The organism is Microbacterium aurantiacum (assembly GCF_031625015.1).
Classification (GTDB): Bacteria; Actinomycetota; Actinomycetes; order Actinomycetales; family Microbacteriaceae; genus Microbacterium; species Microbacterium aurantiacum.
The window spans coordinates 1,742,430-1,760,940 of sequence record NZ_JAHWXH010000001.1 but is presented as its reverse complement, the minus strand read 5'-3'; the positions used below and the strand labels follow the sequence as shown (position 1 = coordinate 1,760,940).

Sequence of the window (18,511 nt, the reverse complement as noted above, 5' to 3'; positions counted from 1 at the left end):
AAGGCGCTCACCCGCGCGGGGCGTGGGCTTCGAGGAACTCGTAGACGTCGGTGGTGTCCACCCCGGGGAAGGCGCCGGTGGGGAGGGTGGCCAGCAGCGTCCGCGGGGTGCGGACGTTCGGCCACGCATACTCGCGCCACGACGCCTCGAGATCCGCCGGCGCCCGGCGGCAGCACACCTCCACCGAGTGCTTGGACACCCCGCGGTGCGGAGTGTCGCGGCCGAGGAACCATTTGGTGTCGTCGAAGCGCACCCCCACCGAGACCGAATGCGCGCCCTCGCTGGAGAGCTCGACACGGGCGGTGCACCAGTACGTCCCGTTGCCGGTGTCGGTGTACTGGTAGTACGGGTTGAAGTGGTCGTCCTCGTCGAAGACGACGCGTGAAGTCCACTTCCGGCAGCACATCTGCCCCTCGATCGATCCCAGCCGATCGGTCGGAAAGTTCACGTCGTCGTTCTCGTACGCCTTCGTGATCGTCCCCGACTCGTGCACCTTCAAGAAGTGCACGGGGATGCCGAGGTGGACGGTCGCGAGGTTCGTGAACCGATGCGCGGCGGTCTCGTACGACACCGAGTACGCGTCGCGGAGATCCTCGATCGACACCGCCCGACGCCCCTTCGCCTCGAGGAGGAACGGCACGGCGTGGTCCTCGGGGATCAGCAGGGCGCCGGTGAGGTAGTTCGTCTCGACCCGCTGACGGAGGAACTCCGCGTAGCTCGTGGGTTCGGTGTGGCCGAGGATCCGGCTGGAGAGGGCCTGCAGCACCGCCGTCCGCGGGTCCCCCTTCGACGCCAGCCTGCTCGAGAGGTAGAGCCGGCCGTTCTTGATGTCGGCGACGCTGCGGGTGGTCTGCGGCAGATCCGGCACGTAGTGCAGCGTGAACCCGAGGTGCGCGGCGATGTCGGATGCCGTCCGCTGGGTGAGCGGACCCCCGGGGTGCCCGACGGCGGCGAGGATCGCCAGCGCCTGCTTCTCCAGATCCGGGAAGTGGTTGTTCTGCGTGCGCATGAGACGGCGGAGCGCGACGTTCGCGCGTCGGGCCTCCTCGGGGGTGGCGGCCCTCTCATCGCGCAGCCTCTCGATCTCGCCCTGCAACGCGAGCATCGCGCGGAGGGCGTCGTCGGGGACGGTCTTGCCGATGCGGAACGGCTCGATGCCCAGCGCCTGGAACGTCTGCCCCTTCATCGCGCGTTCGAGGGCGATCTCCATCGTCGCGCGCTCGTCGAGGGGCTCGGACTCGAGGAGCGCGTCCAGGCTCGTCCCGAGGGCGCGGGCGATCTGGCGCAGCAGCGTCAGCTTCGGCTCGCGCCGGCCGTTCTCGATCATCGAGAGCTGGCTGGGCACGCGCTCGACCGCGGCGGCGAGGTCGTCCAGCGTCATACCGCGTGCAGACCGCAGCTGACGGATGCGGCGGCCGATGGTGAGGGAGTCCACCTCTTCATCGTCGGGGGCCCCCGCCCCGGCATCCCGGCTCTGTGCGATCGACATGTCGGGATTCTGTCACGAATGACGAATATTCGGGAAAGTTCACACCTGGATTCGTCGGTTTCGGGCTGGATATTCACCCCACAGTGGAACCACCCCGCGGAATCACCACCGCGGATCCGCTCACAGGAGGACACGGACATGACACCTGCAACCGCCACACTGACCGCCCCCACCACGGCGCCGGCGCCGGCCGTCCAGGTCCTCGGCCGGATGGGCCCTCGCTACGACGAGATCCTCACGCCCGAGGCGCTGGCCTTCGTCGCCGAGCTCCACCAGCGCTTCGGCGGACGCCGGCACGATCGCCTCGCCGATCGGATGCGGCGCCGCTTCGAGATCGGCAACGGCCACGACCCCCGGTTCCGCGACGACACCGCGCACATTCGCGAGGACGCCGAGTGGCGGGTCGCCGGCGCGGGCCCGGGCCTGGAGGACCGCCGGGTGGAGATCACCGGCCCCACCGATCCGAAGATGACGATCAACGCGCTGAACTCCGGCGCGCGGGTGTGGCTGGCCGACCAGGAGGACGCCACCAGCCCCACCTGGAAGAACGTCATCGAGGGCCAGCTGTCGCTGCGCGACGCCATCCGCGGCGAGCTGACCTTCACGAACGACGCCGGCAAGACCTACGAGGTCACCGCCGAGCGCACGCCCACGATCGTGATGCGGCCGCGGGGCTGGCACCTGAGCGAGGCCCACCTGCGGTTCACCGACCGCGCGGGGCGCGAGATGGCCGCCTCCGGTTCGCTGGTGGACTTCGGGCTGTACTTCTTCCACAACGCCCAGCGCCTCATCGACAGCGGCCGCGGCCCGTACTTCTACATCGCCAAGCTGGAGTCGAGCGAGGAGGCGAAGCTCTGGGACGACGTCTTCACCTTCAGCGAGCAGTACATCGGAATCCCGCACGGCACGATCCGGGCGACGGTGCTGATCGAGACGCTGCCGGCGGCGTTCGAGATGGAGGAGATCCTCTTCGAGCTGCGCGACCACTGCGCGGGCCTGAACGCGGGGCGCTGGGACTACATCTTCTCGATCATCAAGAACTACCGCGGGCGCGGGGCCCGCTTCGTGCTCCCCGACCGCAGCGAGGTCACGATGACCGTGCCGTTCATGCGGGCTTACACCGAGCTGCTGGTGAAGACGTGCCACAAGCGCGGCGCCTTCGCGATCGGCGGCATGAGCGCCTTCATCCCGAACCGCCGCGACCGCGAGGTGACCGCTCGTGCGTTCGAGAAGGTGGCCGCCGACAAGAAGCGCGAGGCCGGCGACGGCTTCGACGGGACGTGGGTCGCCCACCCCGACCTGATCCCGACCGCGATGGCCGAGTTCGACGCGGTGCTCGGCGACCGGCCGAACCAGGTCGACCGTCAGCGCGAGGACGTGGAGGTGACGGCATCCGACCTCCTCGACGTGCATATCGGTCGGCCGGTGACCGCCGAGGGCGTGCACGCGAACGTCTCGGTCGCGATCCGCTACATCGAGGCATGGCTCCGGGGCCTGGGCGCGGTGGCGATCGACAACCTGATGGAGGATGCCGCGACCGCGGAGATCTCGCGGTCTCAGGTGTGGCAGTGGATCCACCAGGACCGGGCGACCGCCGAGGGCGACCTCATCACGCGCGACTACGTCGAGGGCCTCATCACGCGGGTGCTCGACGAGACCCCGCGCCGCGACGACGACCGCTTCGACGACGCCGCCACGATCTTCCGCGACGTCGCCCTGGGCCGCGAGTTCCCGGCCTTCCTCACCCTGCCCGCCTACGCGAAGTTCCTCGTCGACATCGACGAGACCGCGTGATCCACCCCTCTCCCGCGAAGGACACGACATGACCCTCTACCAGGACGACATCGCCGCCATCCGCACCCTGAAGGAGCGCCACGGCTCCGCCTGGGACGCCATCGACCCCGAGTCGGTCGCCCGGATGCGCGCGCAGAACCGCTTCCGCACGGGCTTGGACATCGCCCGCTACACCGCCGGCATCATGCGCCGCGACATGGCCGAGTACGACGCCGACTCGTCGGTGTTCACGCAGTCGCTCGGGGTGTGGCACGGCTTCATCGGACAGCAGAAGCTCATCTCGATCAAGAAGCACCTGAAGACCACGAACAAGCGCTACCTCTACCTGTCCGGATGGATGATCGCCGCGCTCCGCTCGGAGTTCGGGCCGCTCCCCGACCAGTCGATGCACGAGAAGACCGCGGTCCCGGCGCTCATCGAGGAGCTCTACACCTTCCTCCGTCAGGCCGACGCACGCGAGCTCGACCTCCTGTTCACCCGGCTGGATGCCGCCCGCGCGGCCGGGGACGACACGGCGGCGGAATTCCTCCAGTCGCAGATCGACGCGTACGAGACCCACGTGGTGCCGATCATCGCCGACATCGACGCCGGCTTCGGCAATCCCGAAGCGACGTACCTGCTGGCCAAGAAGATGATCGAGGCGGGAGCCTGCGCGATCCAGATCGAGAACCAGGTCTCGGACGAGAAGCAGTGCGGCCACCAGGACGGCAAGGTCACCGTCCCGCACGAGGACTTCATCGCCAAGCTCAACGCCGTGCGGTACGCGTTCCTCGAGCTCGGCGTCGACGACGGCGTGATCGTCGCCCGCACCGACTCGCTCGGCGCAGGGCTCACGCAGAAGCTCGCGGTGTCGCATCGGCCGGGAGACCTCGGGGATCAGTACAACGCGTTCCTCGACGTCGAGGAGATCTCCGAAGCGGGCCTCGGCAGCGGTGACGTCGTGCTCTCCCGCGACGGCCGGCTCGTCCGCCCGAAGCGACTGGCGAGCAACCTGTACCAGTTCCGCCCCGGAACCGGTGAGGAACGCTGCGTGCTCGATTGCATCACGTCGCTCCGAAACGGCGCCGACCTGCTCTGGATCGAGACCGAGAAGCCGCACGTCGAGCAGATCGCGGGGATGATGGACCGGATTCGCGCCGCGATCCCGAACGCGAAGCTCGTCTACAACAACAGCCCCTCGTTCAACTGGACGCTGAACTTCCGCCAGCAGGCCTACGACCTGCTCGCGGAGCAGGGTGCCGATGTCTCCGCGTACGACCGGGCCGAGCTGATGAGCCCCGACTACGACGACACCGAGCTCGGTCGCCTCGCAGACGAGAAGATCCGCTCGTTCCAGAAGGACGGCTCGGCTCGCGCCGGGATCTTCCACCACCTGATCACCCTTCCGACCTACCACACGGCGGCCCTGTCGACCGATGACCTCGCCAAGGGCTACTTCGGCGACGAGGGCATGCTCGCCTACGTCCGAGGGGTGCAGCGCCGCGAGATCCGCGAGGGGATCGCGACGGTGAAGCATCAGAACATGGCCGGCAGCGACATCGGCGACAACCACAAGGAGTACTTCGCCGGGGATGCCGCCCTGAAGGCCGGAGGCGCGCACAATACGATGAACCAATTCGGCTGACGCGGACGCGGTGCGGGCCGCCAGGAGCGATCCTCGGCCCGCACCGCTCTCGCCGGCCCGGCGAAAGGAAGACCGATGAAGTTCTTGATGCTCGTCTTCTCCGACCCCGCGCGTTCGTCCGACGAGGAGCCGCCGGTGCCGATCGAGCAGTGGGTCGAGGAGGCCTACGGTTCGGGCAAGGCCACAGACGGCGATCGGCTCCGACCCTCCGCTGAGGCCAGGACGATCCGTCGCCGCGACGGAGAGGTCCGCGTCACCGACGGACCGGCCACCCCGGCGCACGTCGAGATCGCCGGGTTCGACATCCTCGAGTGCGCTGACATGGAGGAGGCGATCGCGCTGGCAGGGCGGCATCCGATGGCGACGGCGGGCATCATCGAGCTCCGTCCGGCGTGGCCGCTGGACCTCTGATCCGCACGGGGCCGCACGCGGCTCCCGACGGACACGCCCGGGCGACTACGCTGGCCCCGTGACACATCGCGCCCCGCTCTCCCGCAAGCTCTCCGCCATCGCCGAGTCGGCCACGCTCAAGGTCGACGCCAAGGCCAAGGCCCTGCAGGCCGCCGGCCGGCCCGTGATCAGCTACGCCGCCGGCGAGCCCGACTTCGCCACGCCGGCGTTCATCGTCGAGGCCGCCGCCGAGGCCCTGCGCGACCCCGCGAACTTCCGATACACCCCCGCCGCGGGCTTGCCGGTGCTCCGCGAGGCGATCGCCGCGAAGACCGCGCGCGACTCCGGTCTGGATGTCGCCCCCTCCCAGGTGATCGTCACCAACGGCGGCAAGCAGGCGGTCTACCAGGCCTTCCAGGCCGTGGTGAACCCCGGCGACGAGGTGCTCCTCCCCGCGCCCTACTGGACGACCTACCCGGAGGCGATCGCCCTCGCCGACGGCGTGCCGGTCGAGGTCTTCGCCGGCGCCGACCAGGAGTACAAGGTCACCGTCGACCAGCTCGAGGCCGCCCGCACCGAGCGCACGACCGTGCTCGTGTTCGTCTCGCCGTCGAATCCGACCGGCGCCGTCTACACCGCCGAGGAGACCCGAGCGATCGGCGAGTGGGCGCTCGAGCACGGGATCTGGATCATCTCCGACGAGATCTACCAGAACCTCGTCTACGAGGGCACGCGCGCGGTGTCGATCGTCGAAGCCGTGCCGGAGGTCGCCGGACAGACGATCCTCGTCAACGGGGTCGCCAAGACCTACGCGATGACCGGCTGGCGCGTGGGCTGGATGGTCGGCCCCGCCGACGCGATCAAGGTCGCCGGCAATCTGCAGTCGCACCTCAGCTCGAACGTCAACAACATCGCCCAGCGCGCGGCGCTCTCCGCACTCTCGGGTCCGCAGGACGAGGCGGAGTCCTTCCGCGTCGCGTTCGACCGCCGCCGGCGTCTCATCGTCGAAGAGCTGTCGAAGATCGACGGTGTCGTCGTCCCCAACCCGCTCGGCGCGTTCTACGTCTACCCCGATGTGCGCGGCCTGCTCGGTCGCACGTGGGGTGGCGTCACCCCGCAGACCTCGCTCGAACTGGCCGATCTGATCCTCGAGCGGGCCGAGGTCGCCGTCGTCCCCGGTGAGGCGTTCGGACCCTCCGGCTACCTCCGCCTTTCCTACGCCCTCGGCGACGATGCGCTCCTCGAGGGCGTCACCCGTCTGCAGGAGCTCTTCGCCGCCGCGGACTGAGGCCGGATGGCGGACCCGTCCTACAGCTCGACGCCGACGAGGACCGGCTCGGGCTGCAGGACGAGTCCGAACTCCGCTGCCACTCGGCTCTGGATGTAGCGGGCGAGCTCGGCGATCTCGGCCGCTGTGGCGTTGCCGCGGTTGGTCAGGGCGAGGGCGTGTTTGGTCGAGAGCCCCGCCCGCGAACGCGGGAAGCGGAAGCCCTTCCGGAGCCCCGCGTTCTCGATCAGCCATCCGGCGCTGATCTTCACGTCGGATTCCCGACTCGTGGGCGCCGGAACCAGACCGTCGTACGCGGAGAGCGGGATCACCACGACCGGATCGAGGTCCGGTGCGACGGGCCACCGCGGGCACGCGTCGGGAAGTGTCCGGGCGAAAGAGGCCGACACCACGGCGTTCTGGAAGAACGAGCCGGCGCTGTGGGTGTCGGGGTCGGCGTCATCGAGCACCATCCCCTTCCGCGCCCGCGTGGCGAGAACGTGCTCGCGCACCCACGCCAGACTCACGGTGTCGTCCTCGGTGAGCCCGAGGGCTCCGCGAAGCTGCGCGCCGGCGATCCGGCGCTCACCGTGCCCGACATCCGCGAGTTCGAACGTCGCCGAGAGGATGACCGCCCGGCGCGCGGGGACGGAACCGTAGTGGCGCTTGAGCACCGAGGTGCGGAATCCGAGTCCGAGGTCGGCGGCGGGGACGGTTTCGACCTCGCCGGTGGCCTCGTCGATCAGCTCCACCTCGACGAGGGTCTGGACGGTCTCCTGCCCGTACGCGCCGATGTTCTGCACGGGCGCGGCCCCGACGGTTCCGGGGATGCCGGACATCGCCTCGAGACCCGCGAGCCCCTCGGAGACCGAGACCGCGACGAGGTCGTCCCAGTCGTGGCCCGCGGCCACGCGCAGGCGCACGAAACCGGGCCGGGGCGACGGAAGGCGTTCGATCCCGCGCGTGAGGATGCGCACGACGGTGCCCTCGAAGGGGTCGTCTCCGACGAACAGGTTCGATCCGCCGCCCAGGACGAACCACTCGTCGCCCGTCGCCCACACGTCGCGAAGCGCCTCGACGAGCTCGACCGTCGTGGGTGCGTCGATCATCCGCTCCGGGACGCCGCCGGTGCGCAGCGTCGTCAGCTGCGCGAGGGGAATCGGGGTGATCTCCGGCATCCGATCAGACGATCCGGACCCGGACCTGGGCTTTGCCGAGGACGGTCGCGCCGTCGAAGGTGACGGTGAGGTCGACCCGCGCGACGTCGTCGGCGATCTGCCCGATCACCGCGCGCACCGTGACGTCGGCGCCGGTGTCGGGGTCGACCACGACCGGGCGGGTGAAGCGCACGCCGTACTCGAGGATGCGGCCGGGGTCTCCGACCCACTCCTCGATCGTCTGCACGGCCAGGCCCATCGTGAGCATGCCGTGCGCGAGGACGCCGGGGAGTCCCACGGCGGCAGCCACGTCGTCGCGGTAGTGGATGGGGTTGAAGTCGCCCGAGGCGCCGGCGTAGCGCACGAGCGCCGCGCGGTCGAGGTGGACGGTCCGCTCGGCCACGACGGCGCCCACGTTCACGGCCTCGCTCATGACTGCCCCTCCCCCACGACCAGCACGGAAGTCGCCGTGACGACGTGCGCGCCCTCGAGCTCGGTGATCTCGGCCTCGCTGGTCACCATCGTCGCCGGCCCCATCGCCCGGAGGCCGGTCACCGACAGCCGCGCGACGAGCTCGTCGCCCGCCACGATCGGACGGGTGTAGCGGAAACGCTGCTCGGCGTGCAGGACGCGCGAGAGCTCGATCCCCGAGTCGGGCTCGGCGAGAAGCTGCTGCAGCGTCAGGTCCTGGAGGACCATCGCGAACGTCGGGGGCGCGACGACGTCGGCGTAGCCGAGGGCGCGCGCGGCGTCGGGGTCGTGGTGCGGTGCGGCGTCGGAGAACACCGCGCGGGCGAACTCGCGCACCTTCTCTCGACCGACCAGGTAGGGAGCGGTCGCGGGGAAGTCGCGACCGACGAGCTCGGGGTTCACTGGCACCCGTTCATCCTATCGACGGGGTCAGCGGGCGCTCTTCCGACCCCGGATCGCCTTGATCGCCATCTGCACGGCGATGAAGACCAGGAAGGCGGCGAAGAGGATGTTGCCGATCTGAGGGTCGACCCGGACAGCGATCCACGCACCGAGGGCGGTCGTGGTGATCGCGGCGAGACCGACGATCCCGGCGGCGACGAGATCGATGTTGTGTCGGCGGATGTTGCCGATCGTGCCGGAGAGGGCGGTCGGGATCATCATGAGCAGGGACGTCCCCTTGGCGACGAGGTCGCTCGTGCCGAAGAGGAAGATCAGCGCCGGCACGACGATGATGCCGCCACCCACACCGAGGAGTCCCGCGAGCACTCCGGTCACGAGCCCGAGGGCGATGAGCCCGAGGCCCGTCCACCAGGTGAGCTCGAGAACGGCATCCCGCGAGGGGATGACGATGAACAGCATCACGATGACGACGCCCAGGAAGCCCACGAAGCCCCAGCGCAGGACGGTCTGCGAAAGACGGGCGAGGAGGGCGGTTCCGATCTGCGCGCCGATCACCGCGCCGCCGGCGAGGATCAGCGCGGGGATCCATGCGACCGAGTCGTTGAGCGCGTAGGAGATCACCCCCACCGATGCCGTGGGCACGATCGCACCGAGGGACGTGCCCGCAGCCAGTCGCTGATCGAATCCGAGGACGAGGACCAGCAGCGGCACGATGACCGTGCCCCCGCCGACGCCGAACAGGCCGGACATGAGACCGGCGAGGAGCCCGACCCCGATGCACGTGATCACGTAGCGCGCCCCGCGGGCGCGCGTCACCTCTTCCGCCACCGGTTACTCGAGGAAGTCGATCGCCCAGCCGCCGTCGGCGGGGACGAGCGTGTAAAGGAAGACGTTGTCGTAGGTGACCGCCTCGTCGAGGGGATTACCTTCTTCATCGAAGAAGCTCTCGAAGGTCTCGGTGGTGGTGACCAGGATCTGCTCCGCGTCGCCCTCGATGGAGGTGACCTCGATGCGGTAGTCCTCGACGGATGCCGAGAACTCGCTCGCGGTCGCCTCGAAGGTCTCGCAGTCGACCAGACCGCCGGCGGTGCGGAACGACTCGGTGGTGCTCGCGAGGAACAGATCGCAGTCCGCGTTCTGCCATGCGTCGTCGTAGTCCATGACGACCTCGACGGCGGCCTGCTCGTCATCGCCGGCCGGCGCCCCGCCTCCGCCGGAGCCTCCGGAACCGCTCGACGTCGCAGCGTTGACGAGCAGCAGCGGGATGAGGACGGCTGCGGCGATGACCACGCCGAGCATCACCACGCCGAGAACGAGCCACAGGATCCAGAGCTTCGACTTCGGCTGCGTGGCCGCGGAGAACCCGCCACCCTCGCCGTTATAGCCCTCCGGGGGCGCGGCCCCGTCGACGGGCTGCGGGTCGAAGCCCACCGTCTGCAGCGACGCGTCGGTCGCATCGGCCGCGGCGGGCGTGGCGTCATCGGGCGCGGGCGGCGTGGCGCCGTCGGGCGCCCCCTCGGCGTCGGGTGCCGCGACGTGGGTGGTCCACTGCGTGCCGTCCCACCAGCGCAGCGCGCCGTGTCCGTCGTCATACCAGCCGGGAGGGGTCGCAGTCATGCTGGCAACCCTATCCCTCAGCCGCCCTCGCCCCCACCCGGTCCCGCCCCGGAGAATCCGTGATGAACTGGGGCGATGTCAGACAAGACCCGCCCCGTCGTCCTCATCACCGGCGCGTCCTCCGGAATCGGCTACGCAACCGCCCTCGCGCTGATCGCGCGCGGCTGGGTGGTCTACGCCGCTGCGCGTCGGGTGGACCGGATGGCGCACCTCGCGGCGTCCGGGTGCGAGGTGCTCGAGATGGACGTCACCGACGACGCCTCGATGCAGGCGGGCGTCGATCGGATCGTGCACCAGCAGGGACGCATCGACGTGCTCGTCAACAACGCCGGATACGGCTCCTACGGTGCCCTCGAGGACGTCCCGATCGAGGAGGCGCGTCGCCAGTTCGAGGTGAACGTGTTCGGCCTGGCGCGTCTGACGCAGCTGGTGCTCCCGACGATGCGCGCGCTCGGTCGCGGACGCATCGTGAACATCTCCTCCGTCGGCGGCCGCATCTACGAGCCGATCGGCAGCTGGTACCACGCGACCAAGTTCGCCGTGGAAGGGCTGTCCGACTCGCTGCGCCTCGAGCTCGCACCGCACGGCATCGATGTCGTCATCATCCAACCCGGGCCCATCCGCACCGAGTGGAACGCGATCTCGCGCGAGAGTGCGCTCGAGCGCTCCGGCGACGGCCCCTACGCCGCGCAGGCCGCGGCCCTCGTGTCGAACTACGAGAACGTCGATTCGTCCCCGCTGGCCGGCACCGCCGAGGGCGTCGCCCGCACGATCGTGAAGGCCGTCACCGTGCGCTATCCGCGCTCGCGCTACGCCACCCCCGCCTCGGCGAAGGTCATCGTCGGGCTGCGGCGCCTGCTCCCCGACGTCCTCATGGACGGGATGCTGTCGCGTCTGGCGACGTAGCCGCCGCAGCCGCGCGGGCGCGTCGAGACCGCACCGCGCCGATCGCCACGTCGATCACGACGAACGCCGCCAGGGTGACCCCGATCAGGGGGCGTCGGGGCGACGGGCACGAAGACCAGGGCGACGAGGACGAGGCGACGCGCCCACCGGGCGACATCCGTCGCGGTCTGGCGGAGGATCGCGCACGCGCGCTCGCCGCGGTGGAGTGCGGCGATGGTGACGACGGCCGCCAGCGCGTGCAGCGCCCACATGATCGCGTCGCCGTGCAGCATCGCCCCGGTGACGGCGGGCTCGGCGGCCGACAGCGTCGCGGTCATGCCGCCGTGATCGTGCCCGCTCGCGTGGAGCGCCGCATCCGCACCGGCACCGGCGACCGGGGCCGCACCGAGCACGAAGAGCACGTGGAACAGGGCCTGGCTCAGCATTACGGCGAGGCTCAGACGCCAGACCGACAGACGGCGGCCGACGAGGAGCGTGCTGGCGGCGGCCGCGAGGACCAGCGGGAGGATGATGCCGAGCCACCCGGGCATCGCACCGCCCGCGGCGACGTGCGAGAGGAGGGCGACGAAGGTCGCGACTCCGGCGGCGAGCAGCCCGCGAGAGACGCGGGACGCTCGGGACGGACGCATCCCCCAGTCTGCCACTCGCGGCGAGCGCGCGCGGTCAGCTGCCGGGGTGCTCCTCCGGTCGCGCCGAGGCGATCAGCATCCGGAGCCCCATCTCGAACGCGCGCGTGGCGATCGGGTCGGTGGGATCTTCGTCGGCGAGCGTCGCGAAGGCGGCGGAGAAGGCGGGGAGGTCGGCTTCCTGTCCGCGCGGATCGAACACGATCGCGGGGCCGGACATGTCCAGCACGCTCCCGAGGATGAACGACTCGAACGCCGTGAGGAGCGGGAGGATGTCGCGATCGGACCACCCGACGGTACGCGCCGCGACGGCGAAGTCCTCGTACTCCGCCAACAGCACGGGCGCCTTCACCGCGTTGGTCATCAGGAGCGGCACCACGCGCGGATGCCCCGCGAACGCGCGTCGGTAGGAACGCGCCCACTCCCGGAGTCCGTCCTCCCACGCCATCTCGCGCAGCGGTCGCGAGTCGATGCGCGCCGACACCAGGGAGCGGACGTCCTCGATCATGGCGGCGAGGTTCGGAACGTGGTTGTAGAGAGAGGTGGGATTCACGCCGAGCTTCGTCGCCACGCGGCGGATGCTCGCTCCCTCGACGCCGTGACGGTCCACGAGGGCGAGCGCCGTCTGCGCGATCAGCTCGCGGCTGAGCAGCGGGCGGGGCGGTCTGGCGATGACGGACTCCTCGAGGTCGCGGCCGAGCTTACGCGGCGTCCCGAAATGGTGTGGCGGCGCGGAAAACATACGGTGTATGTTTACCCCCATGATCGCACCTCTGCCGACGGTCGTCGAGGCGTCCCTCGCCGAGCTGAGCGCCGCCCTCCGGGGCGGCGCGGTCACGAGCGTCGAACTCGTCGCCCGCTACCTCAACCGGATCGCGTTCTACGACCGATCAGGGATCGCGCTGACCTCCGTCATCGTGCTGAACCCCGGGGCCTTCGCCGAGGCGCGGGCAGCCGACGAGCGCCGCGCGCACGGCGAATCCCGCGGCATCCTGGACGGCATCCCCTTCACCGCGAAAGACAGCTACTGCGTGGCGGGCCTCCCGGTCGCCTCCGGCTCCCCCGCCTTCGCCGACCTCATCGCCCAGGACGACGCGTTCGCGGTCGCGCGCCTCCGCGAGGCCGGCGCCGTGTTCCTGGGCCTGACGAACATGCCTCCGATGGCCGCGGGCGGGATGCAGCGGGGACTCTACGGTCGCGCGGAATCGCCGTACAACGCCGCGTACCTCACCTCCGCCTTCGGCTCGGGGTCGTCGAACGGGTCGGGTACGGCGACCGCCGCGAGCTTCGCGGCCTTCGGGCTCGGAGAGGAGACCTGGTCGTCCGGCCGCGCCCCCGCCTCGCACAACGCGCTGACGGCATACACGCCGTCCCGCGGCATGATCTCGGTGCGCGGCAACTGGCCGCTCGTGCCCACGATGGACGTGGTCGTCCCCCACGCCCGCACGATCGAGGACCTCGCGCACATCCTCGACGCCGTGGTCGTGGACGACCCGATCACCGACGGCGACCTGTGGCGGTCGCAGCCGTGGATCCCGCTGCCGGCGCCGTCGGAGGTCCGTCCGCCTTCCTTCGCCGACCTCCCCGCCACCGACCTCACCGGCATCCGTCTCGCCGTCCCCCGCATCTATGTGAACGCCGACCCCGACACCGCGCTCCCGATCGACACCCGCCCCTCGGTGATGGCCCTCTGGGAGCGCCTGCGCGCCGAACTCGAGGACGCCGGCGCGGAGGTGGTCGAGATCGATCTCCCCGCGGTGGACAACTACGAGAAGCTCCGCGCCGACAGCCGCGACATGGTCGACCGGGGCTTCGTGCCGCGGGAATTCCTCGCCGACGAGGTCGGTGACCTCTCCGTATGGGCGTTCGACGCCTTCCTCCGACTGAACGGGGACCCGCGCCTGCACCGGCTCGCCGACGTCGACGCGGCGAAGATCTTCCCCCACCCCACCGGCGCCCTCCCGGATCGCTACGGGATCTTCCCCTTCGACATCGCCTACGACCTGGCCGAATACGTCGACGCCGCGCGGTCCGGGGTGCGCACCCCCACCGAGATCCCGAGCGTCGAGCAGGGGCTCCGCGGCCTGGAGCACACGCGCGCGGTCGACCTCGAGGAGTGGATGGCCGCGGAGGGGTTCGACGCGGTGATCTTCCCGACCCAGTCCGACGTCGGTCCCGCCGACGCCGACGTGGAGGAGACCTCCGCCGACATCGCGTGGCGGAACGGCGTCTGGGTCTCCAACGGCAACCTCGTCCCGCGCCACCTGGGCATCCCGACGGTCACCGTGCCGATGGGGACGATGACGGACACCGGGATGCCGGTCGGTGTCACCCTCGCCGGCCCCGCCTACGCCGACGCGCGCCTGATGCAGCTCGCCGCGGCCGTCGCGGCGCTCGGGGCACGTCGCACCTCACCGCCGCGCACTCCGGCGCTCCCGGACGAAGCGGTGTTCCCCTCCGCGATTCCCGTCGCCACGGGCGGACTCGACATCCGTCTCGATTCGGTCCGGCTCGAGGGCGACGCCGATCACACGGTGGTGTCCTTCTCGGGCACCCTGAGCGGCGGTGCCGCCGCGGACGTGGTCGCGTACGTCGACGGCGTCCGGGCGGCGGTGTCCGTGGACGGCAAGCGCGTCACGGGTTCGCATCCCCTCGACTCCGACGCGCATACCGTCACGTTCAGCGAATGGCTGCCTCCCTTCGGACCGCTCGTCGTCCTCGTCGCCCGCGACACCGACGGTGCCGTTGCGGGGGCGTTCGGATCGACGGAAGGCGCACCGCTGTGACCGACACCACCCCGACATCCGCCGCGCCGTTCGACTACTTCGCCCACGTCGAGCTGCCGACACCCTCGCTCGGCGACGACGAGGTGCGACGCCTGTTCGCCCAGACCTTCGGCGTCGAGATCGACCTGCGTTCCCTCGGAAGCCAGCAGGACCAGAACTTCCGGGTCTTCGCACGCGGGTCCGACGAGCCGCTCGGCGTGCTCAAGATCAGCAACCCCGCCTTCAGCGAGGCCGAGATCGACCTGCAGGATCGTGCCGCGGCGCGCGTCGCCGACCACGACCCGACGCTCCGCGTGCCCCGGCTCGTCGCCGGACCCCGCGGACCGATGAGCGCGTGGTGGGACTCCTCGAGCGGCCGCGTCCACGCGCGGGTGCTCGAGAACATCTCCGGCTCGACCCTGATGGGCTCGGGCTACCTCTCCCCGGCCGTCGTCGCCCGCCTGGGCGACCTGGCCGCGCGGGTGAGCGTCGCCCTCGACGGGTTCACCCACCCCGCCACGGCCCGGGTGCTGCAGTGGGACGCGCGGCACGCACTCCGCGTCATCGACGCGCTCCTCCCCGGCGAGACCGATGAGGCGGTGCGGGACGCCCTGTGGACGGCGACGGCGGATGCCGCGGCGGCGCTGACCCCCCTCGCCGAACGTCTCCCGGTGCAGGCTGGACACTTCGACATCACGGACGACAACGTCCTGCGCGCCGCGCCGGGGTCGCTTCCGGATGCCGTCATCGACTTCGGCGACGTCACCGCATCGTGGCGGGTCGGCGAGATCGCCACCACCGTCTCGTCGGTCCTCCACCACGACGGCGCCGATGCGCTGTCGACCCTCCCGGCCCTCCGGGCCTTCCACGCGCGTCGGCCGCTCACCTCTGACGAGATCGCCGCGGTGTGGCCGCTCGCCGTGCTCCGCGGTGTCGTCCTCGTGCTGAGCGGACGGGCGCAGGTGCGCATCGACGAGGCCAACGACTATGCGGCGAGCGCCCTCGACCGCGAGTACCGGATCTTCGAGACCGCGACGGCGGTGCCGATCCCCGTCATGACCGCGGCGATCCGGACCGCCCTCGAGGATGTGCCCGATGAGGGCGACGCTGATCGCGGCTGGCACGGTGCGCCGCTGGTGGCCCTCACCGGGGAGATCGCGGTCCTTGACGCGGGGACCGTGTCGGAGCTGAACGACGAGGGCGCGTGGCTCGACGACGGTGCGCTCGACCGCGCCGCGGCGGCGGCACTCGACCGGGGGGCCGCATGCAGTGTGATCCCGGCGTGGGAGCCCGTGCTGACCGGCGTACCCCGGCGGACCCCCGCAGCCCCCGCCACCGTGCCGACCGGGGCGACGATCTGGCTGGCCGAGCCGACGCCGCTCGCCTCCGCGGCTGCGGCCGGCGCGACCGTCGCCGACGGCGCGCTCACCTGGACCGACGGGCGGGAGACGGTGACGATCACCGGCCTCCCCGCCGACGCGACGGCGGCGGAACTCCCCGCGCGGACGCGCCTGTTCGCCCGGCGATTCCCTTCCGACGGCCCGCAGCCGCCGGCGCGGGTCGTCCCGGCCCTCGCGCTCGCCTGGCGGACGGTCGTCGGCGAGGTCGGGCCCGCGCTGGGGCTTCCCGCGAGCCCCGGGCCGCGGCATCCGTCCGACGATCTGCTCGAGCGCCGGTACCGCGTCGTCGCCGATGTGCAGGAGCACTACTACACCGCGCCCCCGCAGATCGAACGAGGCTGGCGCGAGTACCTCATGGACGTCGACGGCCGGGTCTACCTCGACATGGTGAACAACGTCGCCTCTGTGGGGCACGCCCACCCCCGGGTGGTCGAGGCGGCGACGCGGCAGATGCACCTGCTGAACACCAACTCGCGGTTCCACTACGGCGGCATCACCGAGTACGGCGAGAAGATCGCCGCGACTCTGCCCGATGAGCTCGACACCGTCTTCTTCGTCAACTCGGGCTCCGAGGCGGTGGACCTCGCGCTGCGCCTCGCGATGGCCGCGACCGGCCGCCGCGACATCGTCGCCATGCGCGAGGCGTACCACGGCTGGACGTTCGCGAGCGATGCCGTCTCGACCTCGATCGCCGACAACCCGTTCGCGCTCGAGACGCGGCCCGACTGGGTGCACACGGTGGCTGCCGCCAACTCCTACCGCGGCGCGCACCGGGATGCGGATGCCGCGCGGTACGCGCCGGAGGCCGTCGCCGACATCGATCGGATCGTGGCGGGCGGCGCCCTCCCCGCCGGGTTCGTCTGCGAGACGTACTTCGGCAACGCCGGCGGCGTCGCCCTGCCCGCCGGTTACCTGCAGGAGGTGTACGCCGCGGTGCGTCGGCACGGCGGCCTCGCGATCGCCGACGAGGTCCAGGTCGGCTTCGGGCGGCTGGGACGCTGGTTCTGGGGCTTCCAGGAGCAGGGGGTGGTCCCCGACATCGTCGCCGTGGCGAAGTCGATCGGTGCCGGGCATCCGCTCGGGGCGGTGATCACCCGCCGTGAGATCGCCGACCGCTATCGCACGCAGGGCTATTTCTTCTCCTCCACGGGGGGCTCTCCGGTCTCCGCCGCGATCGGCAGTGCCGTGCTCGACGTCATCCAGCAGGAGGGACTGCAGGACAACGCCCGCGACGTGGGCGCGCACCTCGCCGCACGCCTGGAAGACCTGGGGACACGGCATCCGATCATCGGTCGCGTCCACGGATCCGGCCTGTATCTCGGCGTCGAGTTCGTGCGGGACCGCGAGACGCGGGAACCCGCCACAGCCGAGACCGCCGCCATCTGCGACCGGCTGCTCGAGCTGGGCGTGATCATGCAGCCCACCGGCGACCACCAGAACGTCCTGAAGATCAAACCCCCGCTGTGCGTGACGAAGGAATCCGTCGACTACTTCGCCGACGCGCTGGCCCGAACATTGGAGACCGGATGGTGAGCTCGCGCTCTCTCGACACCCCCCGCTGGCGGATGCCGGCCGAGACCGATCGGCACGAGCGGACGTGGATGGCCTTCCCCCGAGAAGGGTTCACGCTCGGCGAGGGCGGGCAGGAGCGCGAGGAGGGCTACGCCGCGTGGACGGCCGTCGCGCACGCGATCGTCGAGTTCGAACCGGTGACGATGGTGGTCGACCCGACCGAGATGAACCGTGCCCGACGGATGCTGAGCAGCGACGTCGAGATCGTCGAAGCGCCGATCGACGAGTTCTGGATGCGCGACATGGGCCCGACGTTCGTCGTCGACGATGCGCGCCCCGGAACCCTCGCCGCCGTCGACTGGGTCTTCAACGGCTGGGGGGCACCGGATTGGGCCGAGTGGCGGAAGTCAGCCCTCATCGGCCGATTCGTCGGCGAGCACCTCGGCATCGAGGTCATCGACTCACTCCTGGTGAACGAGGGGGGCGGCCTGCACGTCGATGGGACCGGCACCGTGCTCCTGACCGACACGGTGCAGCTCGACCCGCGCCGGAACCCCTTCGCCGACAAGGCACGAGTCGAGTCCGAGATGGCCCGGACGATCGGGGCGACCGACGCGATCTGGCTGTCGCGGGGACTCACCCGGGACTACGACGACATGGGCACGAACGGCCACGTCGACATCGTCGCCACCTTCACCTCGCCGGAGCACGTGCTGCTCCACGACCAGCAGAACCCCGACCACCCCGACTTCGCGGTGTCGCAGCAGATCCGCGGCGAGCTGGAGGCGGCGTTCGCCGCCCGGGGTCGGGACGTCACCATCACCGGGCTCCCCGCCCCGGACACCCTGCGGGACGACACGGGATGGGTGGATTGGAGCTACGTGAACCACCTCGCCGTCAACGGCGGCGTGATCGCGTGCGGATTCGGGGAGGACGCCGCCGACGCCCGTGCGCGCGACATCCTCGCCGCCGCCTACCCCGGTCGCCGCGTCGTGACCGTCGACGCGCGTCCGCTTTTCGACCGCGGCGGCGGCATCCACTGCATCACCCAGCAGCAGCCGGCCGTCGGCTGATCAGCCCTCGCGGGAAAA

The 18,511-nt window shown here is 70.8% G+C and carries 15 protein-coding genes and 1 pseudogene; 8 read left to right on the top strand and 8 right to left on the bottom strand.

Annotation, left to right across the window (positions count from 1 at the left end; translation table 11 throughout):
- Positions 1–7: 7 nt before the first annotated feature.
- Positions 8–1,489: an XRE family transcriptional regulator gene (locus tag KZC50_RS08205; protein WP_301133305.1), complete on the bottom strand. Its 1,482-nt coding sequence runs from the start codon at positions 1,487–1,489 to the stop codon at positions 8–10.
- 138 nt (positions 1,490–1,627) lie between these two features.
- On the opposite strand from KZC50_RS08205, the gene aceB reads away from it, so the two are divergent.
- From aceB to KZC50_RS08185, 4 genes are all read left to right on the top strand, one after another.
- Positions 1,628–3,283, top strand: coding sequence for a malate synthase A (gene aceB / locus KZC50_RS08200; protein ID WP_310891314.1), 1,656 nt, complete (start codon positions 1,628–1,630; stop codon positions 3,281–3,283).
- A 28-nt stretch (positions 3,284–3,311) separates the two neighbouring features.
- A complete protein-coding gene (locus KZC50_RS08195; RefSeq protein ID WP_310891313.1) occupies positions 3,312–4,907 on the top strand; it encodes an isocitrate lyase in 1,596 nt (531 codons plus the stop codon).
- 75 nt (positions 4,908–4,982) lie between these two features.
- Positions 4,983–5,318 (top strand): YciI family protein, encoded by a 336-nt coding sequence (locus KZC50_RS08190; RefSeq protein ID WP_310891312.1) that lies wholly within the window; start codon positions 4,983–4,985, stop codon positions 5,316–5,318.
- 58 nt (positions 5,319–5,376) lie between these two features.
- Entirely contained in the window at positions 5,377–6,585 is a 1,209-nt protein-coding gene (locus KZC50_RS08185) for a pyridoxal phosphate-dependent aminotransferase (protein ID WP_310891311.1), read from the top strand.
- A gap of 20 nt (positions 6,586–6,605) precedes the next feature.
- Here KZC50_RS08185 and KZC50_RS08180 read toward each other — a convergent pair whose 3' ends face one another.
- Genes KZC50_RS08180 through KZC50_RS08160 form a run of 5 tightly spaced genes read right to left on the bottom strand, consistent with a single transcriptional unit; the run spans position 6,606 to position 10,211 of the window.
- Positions 6,606–7,742: a UDP-N-acetylmuramate dehydrogenase gene (locus KZC50_RS08180; protein WP_310891310.1), complete on the bottom strand. Its 1,137-nt coding sequence runs from the start codon at positions 7,740–7,742 to the stop codon at positions 6,606–6,608.
- 4 nt (positions 7,743–7,746) lie between these two features.
- On the bottom strand, positions 7,747–8,154 hold the full coding sequence (locus KZC50_RS08175; protein WP_310891309.1) for a MaoC/PaaZ C-terminal domain-containing protein: 408 nt from the start codon (positions 8,152–8,154) through the stop codon (positions 7,747–7,749).
- Positions 8,151–8,600: an FAS1-like dehydratase domain-containing protein gene (locus tag KZC50_RS08170; RefSeq protein WP_310891308.1), complete on the bottom strand. Its 450-nt coding sequence runs from the start codon at positions 8,598–8,600 to the stop codon at positions 8,151–8,153. The genes KZC50_RS08175 and KZC50_RS08170 overlap by 4 nt, the downstream gene beginning before the upstream one ends.
- A gap of 21 nt (positions 8,601–8,621) precedes the next feature.
- Positions 8,622–9,383 carry a sulfite exporter TauE/SafE family protein gene (locus tag KZC50_RS08165; protein ID WP_310891307.1) on the bottom strand — a complete coding sequence of 254 codons (762 nt, stop codon included), beginning with the start codon at positions 9,381–9,383 and terminating at the stop codon, positions 8,622–8,624.
- 42 nt (positions 9,384–9,425) lie between these two features.
- Positions 9,426–10,211: a DUF2510 domain-containing protein gene (locus tag KZC50_RS08160; protein WP_053548120.1), complete on the bottom strand. Its 786-nt coding sequence runs from the start codon at positions 10,209–10,211 to the stop codon at positions 9,426–9,428.
- A gap of 75 nt (positions 10,212–10,286) precedes the next feature.
- Here KZC50_RS08160 and KZC50_RS08155 point away from each other — a divergent pair, with 75 nt between their 5' ends.
- Complete coding sequence (locus KZC50_RS08155; protein ID WP_053548121.1) at positions 10,287–11,117, top strand: oxidoreductase; 831 nt, start codon at positions 10,287–10,289, stop codon at positions 11,115–11,117.
- On the opposite strand, the gene KZC50_RS08150 is transcribed toward KZC50_RS08155, so the two are convergent.
- A complete protein-coding gene (locus KZC50_RS08150) occupies positions 11,021–11,746 on the bottom strand; it encodes a hypothetical protein (RefSeq protein WP_310891306.1) in 726 nt (241 codons plus the stop codon). The genes KZC50_RS08155 and KZC50_RS08150 overlap by 97 nt on opposite strands.
- A 34-nt stretch (positions 11,747–11,780) precedes the next feature.
- Positions 11,781–12,485 (bottom strand): TetR/AcrR family transcriptional regulator, encoded by a 705-nt coding sequence (locus tag KZC50_RS08145; RefSeq protein ID WP_310891305.1) that lies wholly within the window; start codon positions 12,483–12,485, stop codon positions 11,781–11,783.
- A gap of 19 nt (positions 12,486–12,504) precedes the next feature.
- Here KZC50_RS08145 and KZC50_RS08140 point away from each other — a divergent pair.
- The 3 genes and pseudogenes from KZC50_RS08140 to KZC50_RS08130 all read left to right on the top strand — a co-directional run.
- Positions 12,505–14,178: pseudogene (locus KZC50_RS08140) on the top strand (amidase); the annotation flags it as partial.
- Between the two features lie 347 nt (positions 14,179–14,525).
- Positions 14,526–17,441: an aminotransferase gene (locus KZC50_RS08135; RefSeq protein WP_310891304.1), complete on the top strand. Its 2,916-nt coding sequence runs from the start codon at positions 14,526–14,528 to the stop codon at positions 17,439–17,441.
- The gene (locus KZC50_RS08130) at positions 17,435–18,493 is read left to right on the top strand and encodes an agmatine deiminase family protein (protein WP_310891303.1); all 1,059 of its coding nucleotides are present in this window, start codon (positions 17,435–17,437) and stop codon (positions 18,491–18,493) included. Before KZC50_RS08135 ends, KZC50_RS08130 begins: the two co-directional genes overlap by 7 nt.
- The last annotated feature ends 18 nt before the right edge of the window (positions 18,494–18,511 follow it).

Excerpts from the sequence above, each read along its gene's own strand:
- KZC50_RS08205 (WP_301133305.1), bottom strand. The coding sequence starts at position 1,489 with ATGTCGATCGCACAGAGCCGGGATGCCGGGGCGGGGGCCCCCGACGAT.
- aceB (WP_310891314.1), top strand. The coding sequence starts at position 1,628 with ATGACACCTGCAACCGCCACACTGACCGCCCCCACCACGGCGCCGGCG.
- KZC50_RS08195 (WP_310891313.1), top strand. The coding sequence starts at position 3,312 with ATGACCCTCTACCAGGACGACATCGCCGCCATCCGCACCCTGAAGGAG.
- KZC50_RS08190 (WP_310891312.1), top strand. The coding sequence starts at position 4,983 with ATGAAGTTCTTGATGCTCGTCTTCTCCGACCCCGCGCGTTCGTCCGAC.
- KZC50_RS08180 (WP_310891310.1), bottom strand. The coding sequence starts at position 7,742 with ATGCCGGAGATCACCCCGATTCCCCTCGCGCAGCTGACGACGCTGCGC.
- KZC50_RS08175 (WP_310891309.1), bottom strand. The coding sequence starts at position 8,154 with ATGAGCGAGGCCGTGAACGTGGGCGCCGTCGTGGCCGAGCGGACCGTC.
- KZC50_RS08160 (WP_053548120.1), bottom strand. The coding sequence starts at position 10,211 with ATGACTGCGACCCCTCCCGGCTGGTATGACGACGGACACGGCGCGCTG.
- KZC50_RS08155 (WP_053548121.1), top strand. The coding sequence starts at position 10,287 with ATGTCAGACAAGACCCGCCCCGTCGTCCTCATCACCGGCGCGTCCTCC.
- KZC50_RS08150 (WP_310891306.1), bottom strand. The coding sequence starts at position 11,746 with ATGCGTCCGTCCCGAGCGTCCCGCGTCTCTCGCGGGCTGCTCGCCGCC.
- KZC50_RS08145 (WP_310891305.1), bottom strand. The coding sequence starts at position 12,485 with ATGTTTTCCGCGCCGCCACACCATTTCGGGACGCCGCGTAAGCTCGGC.
- KZC50_RS08130 (WP_310891303.1), top strand. The coding sequence starts at position 17,435 with ATGGTGAGCTCGCGCTCTCTCGACACCCCCCGCTGGCGGATGCCGGCC.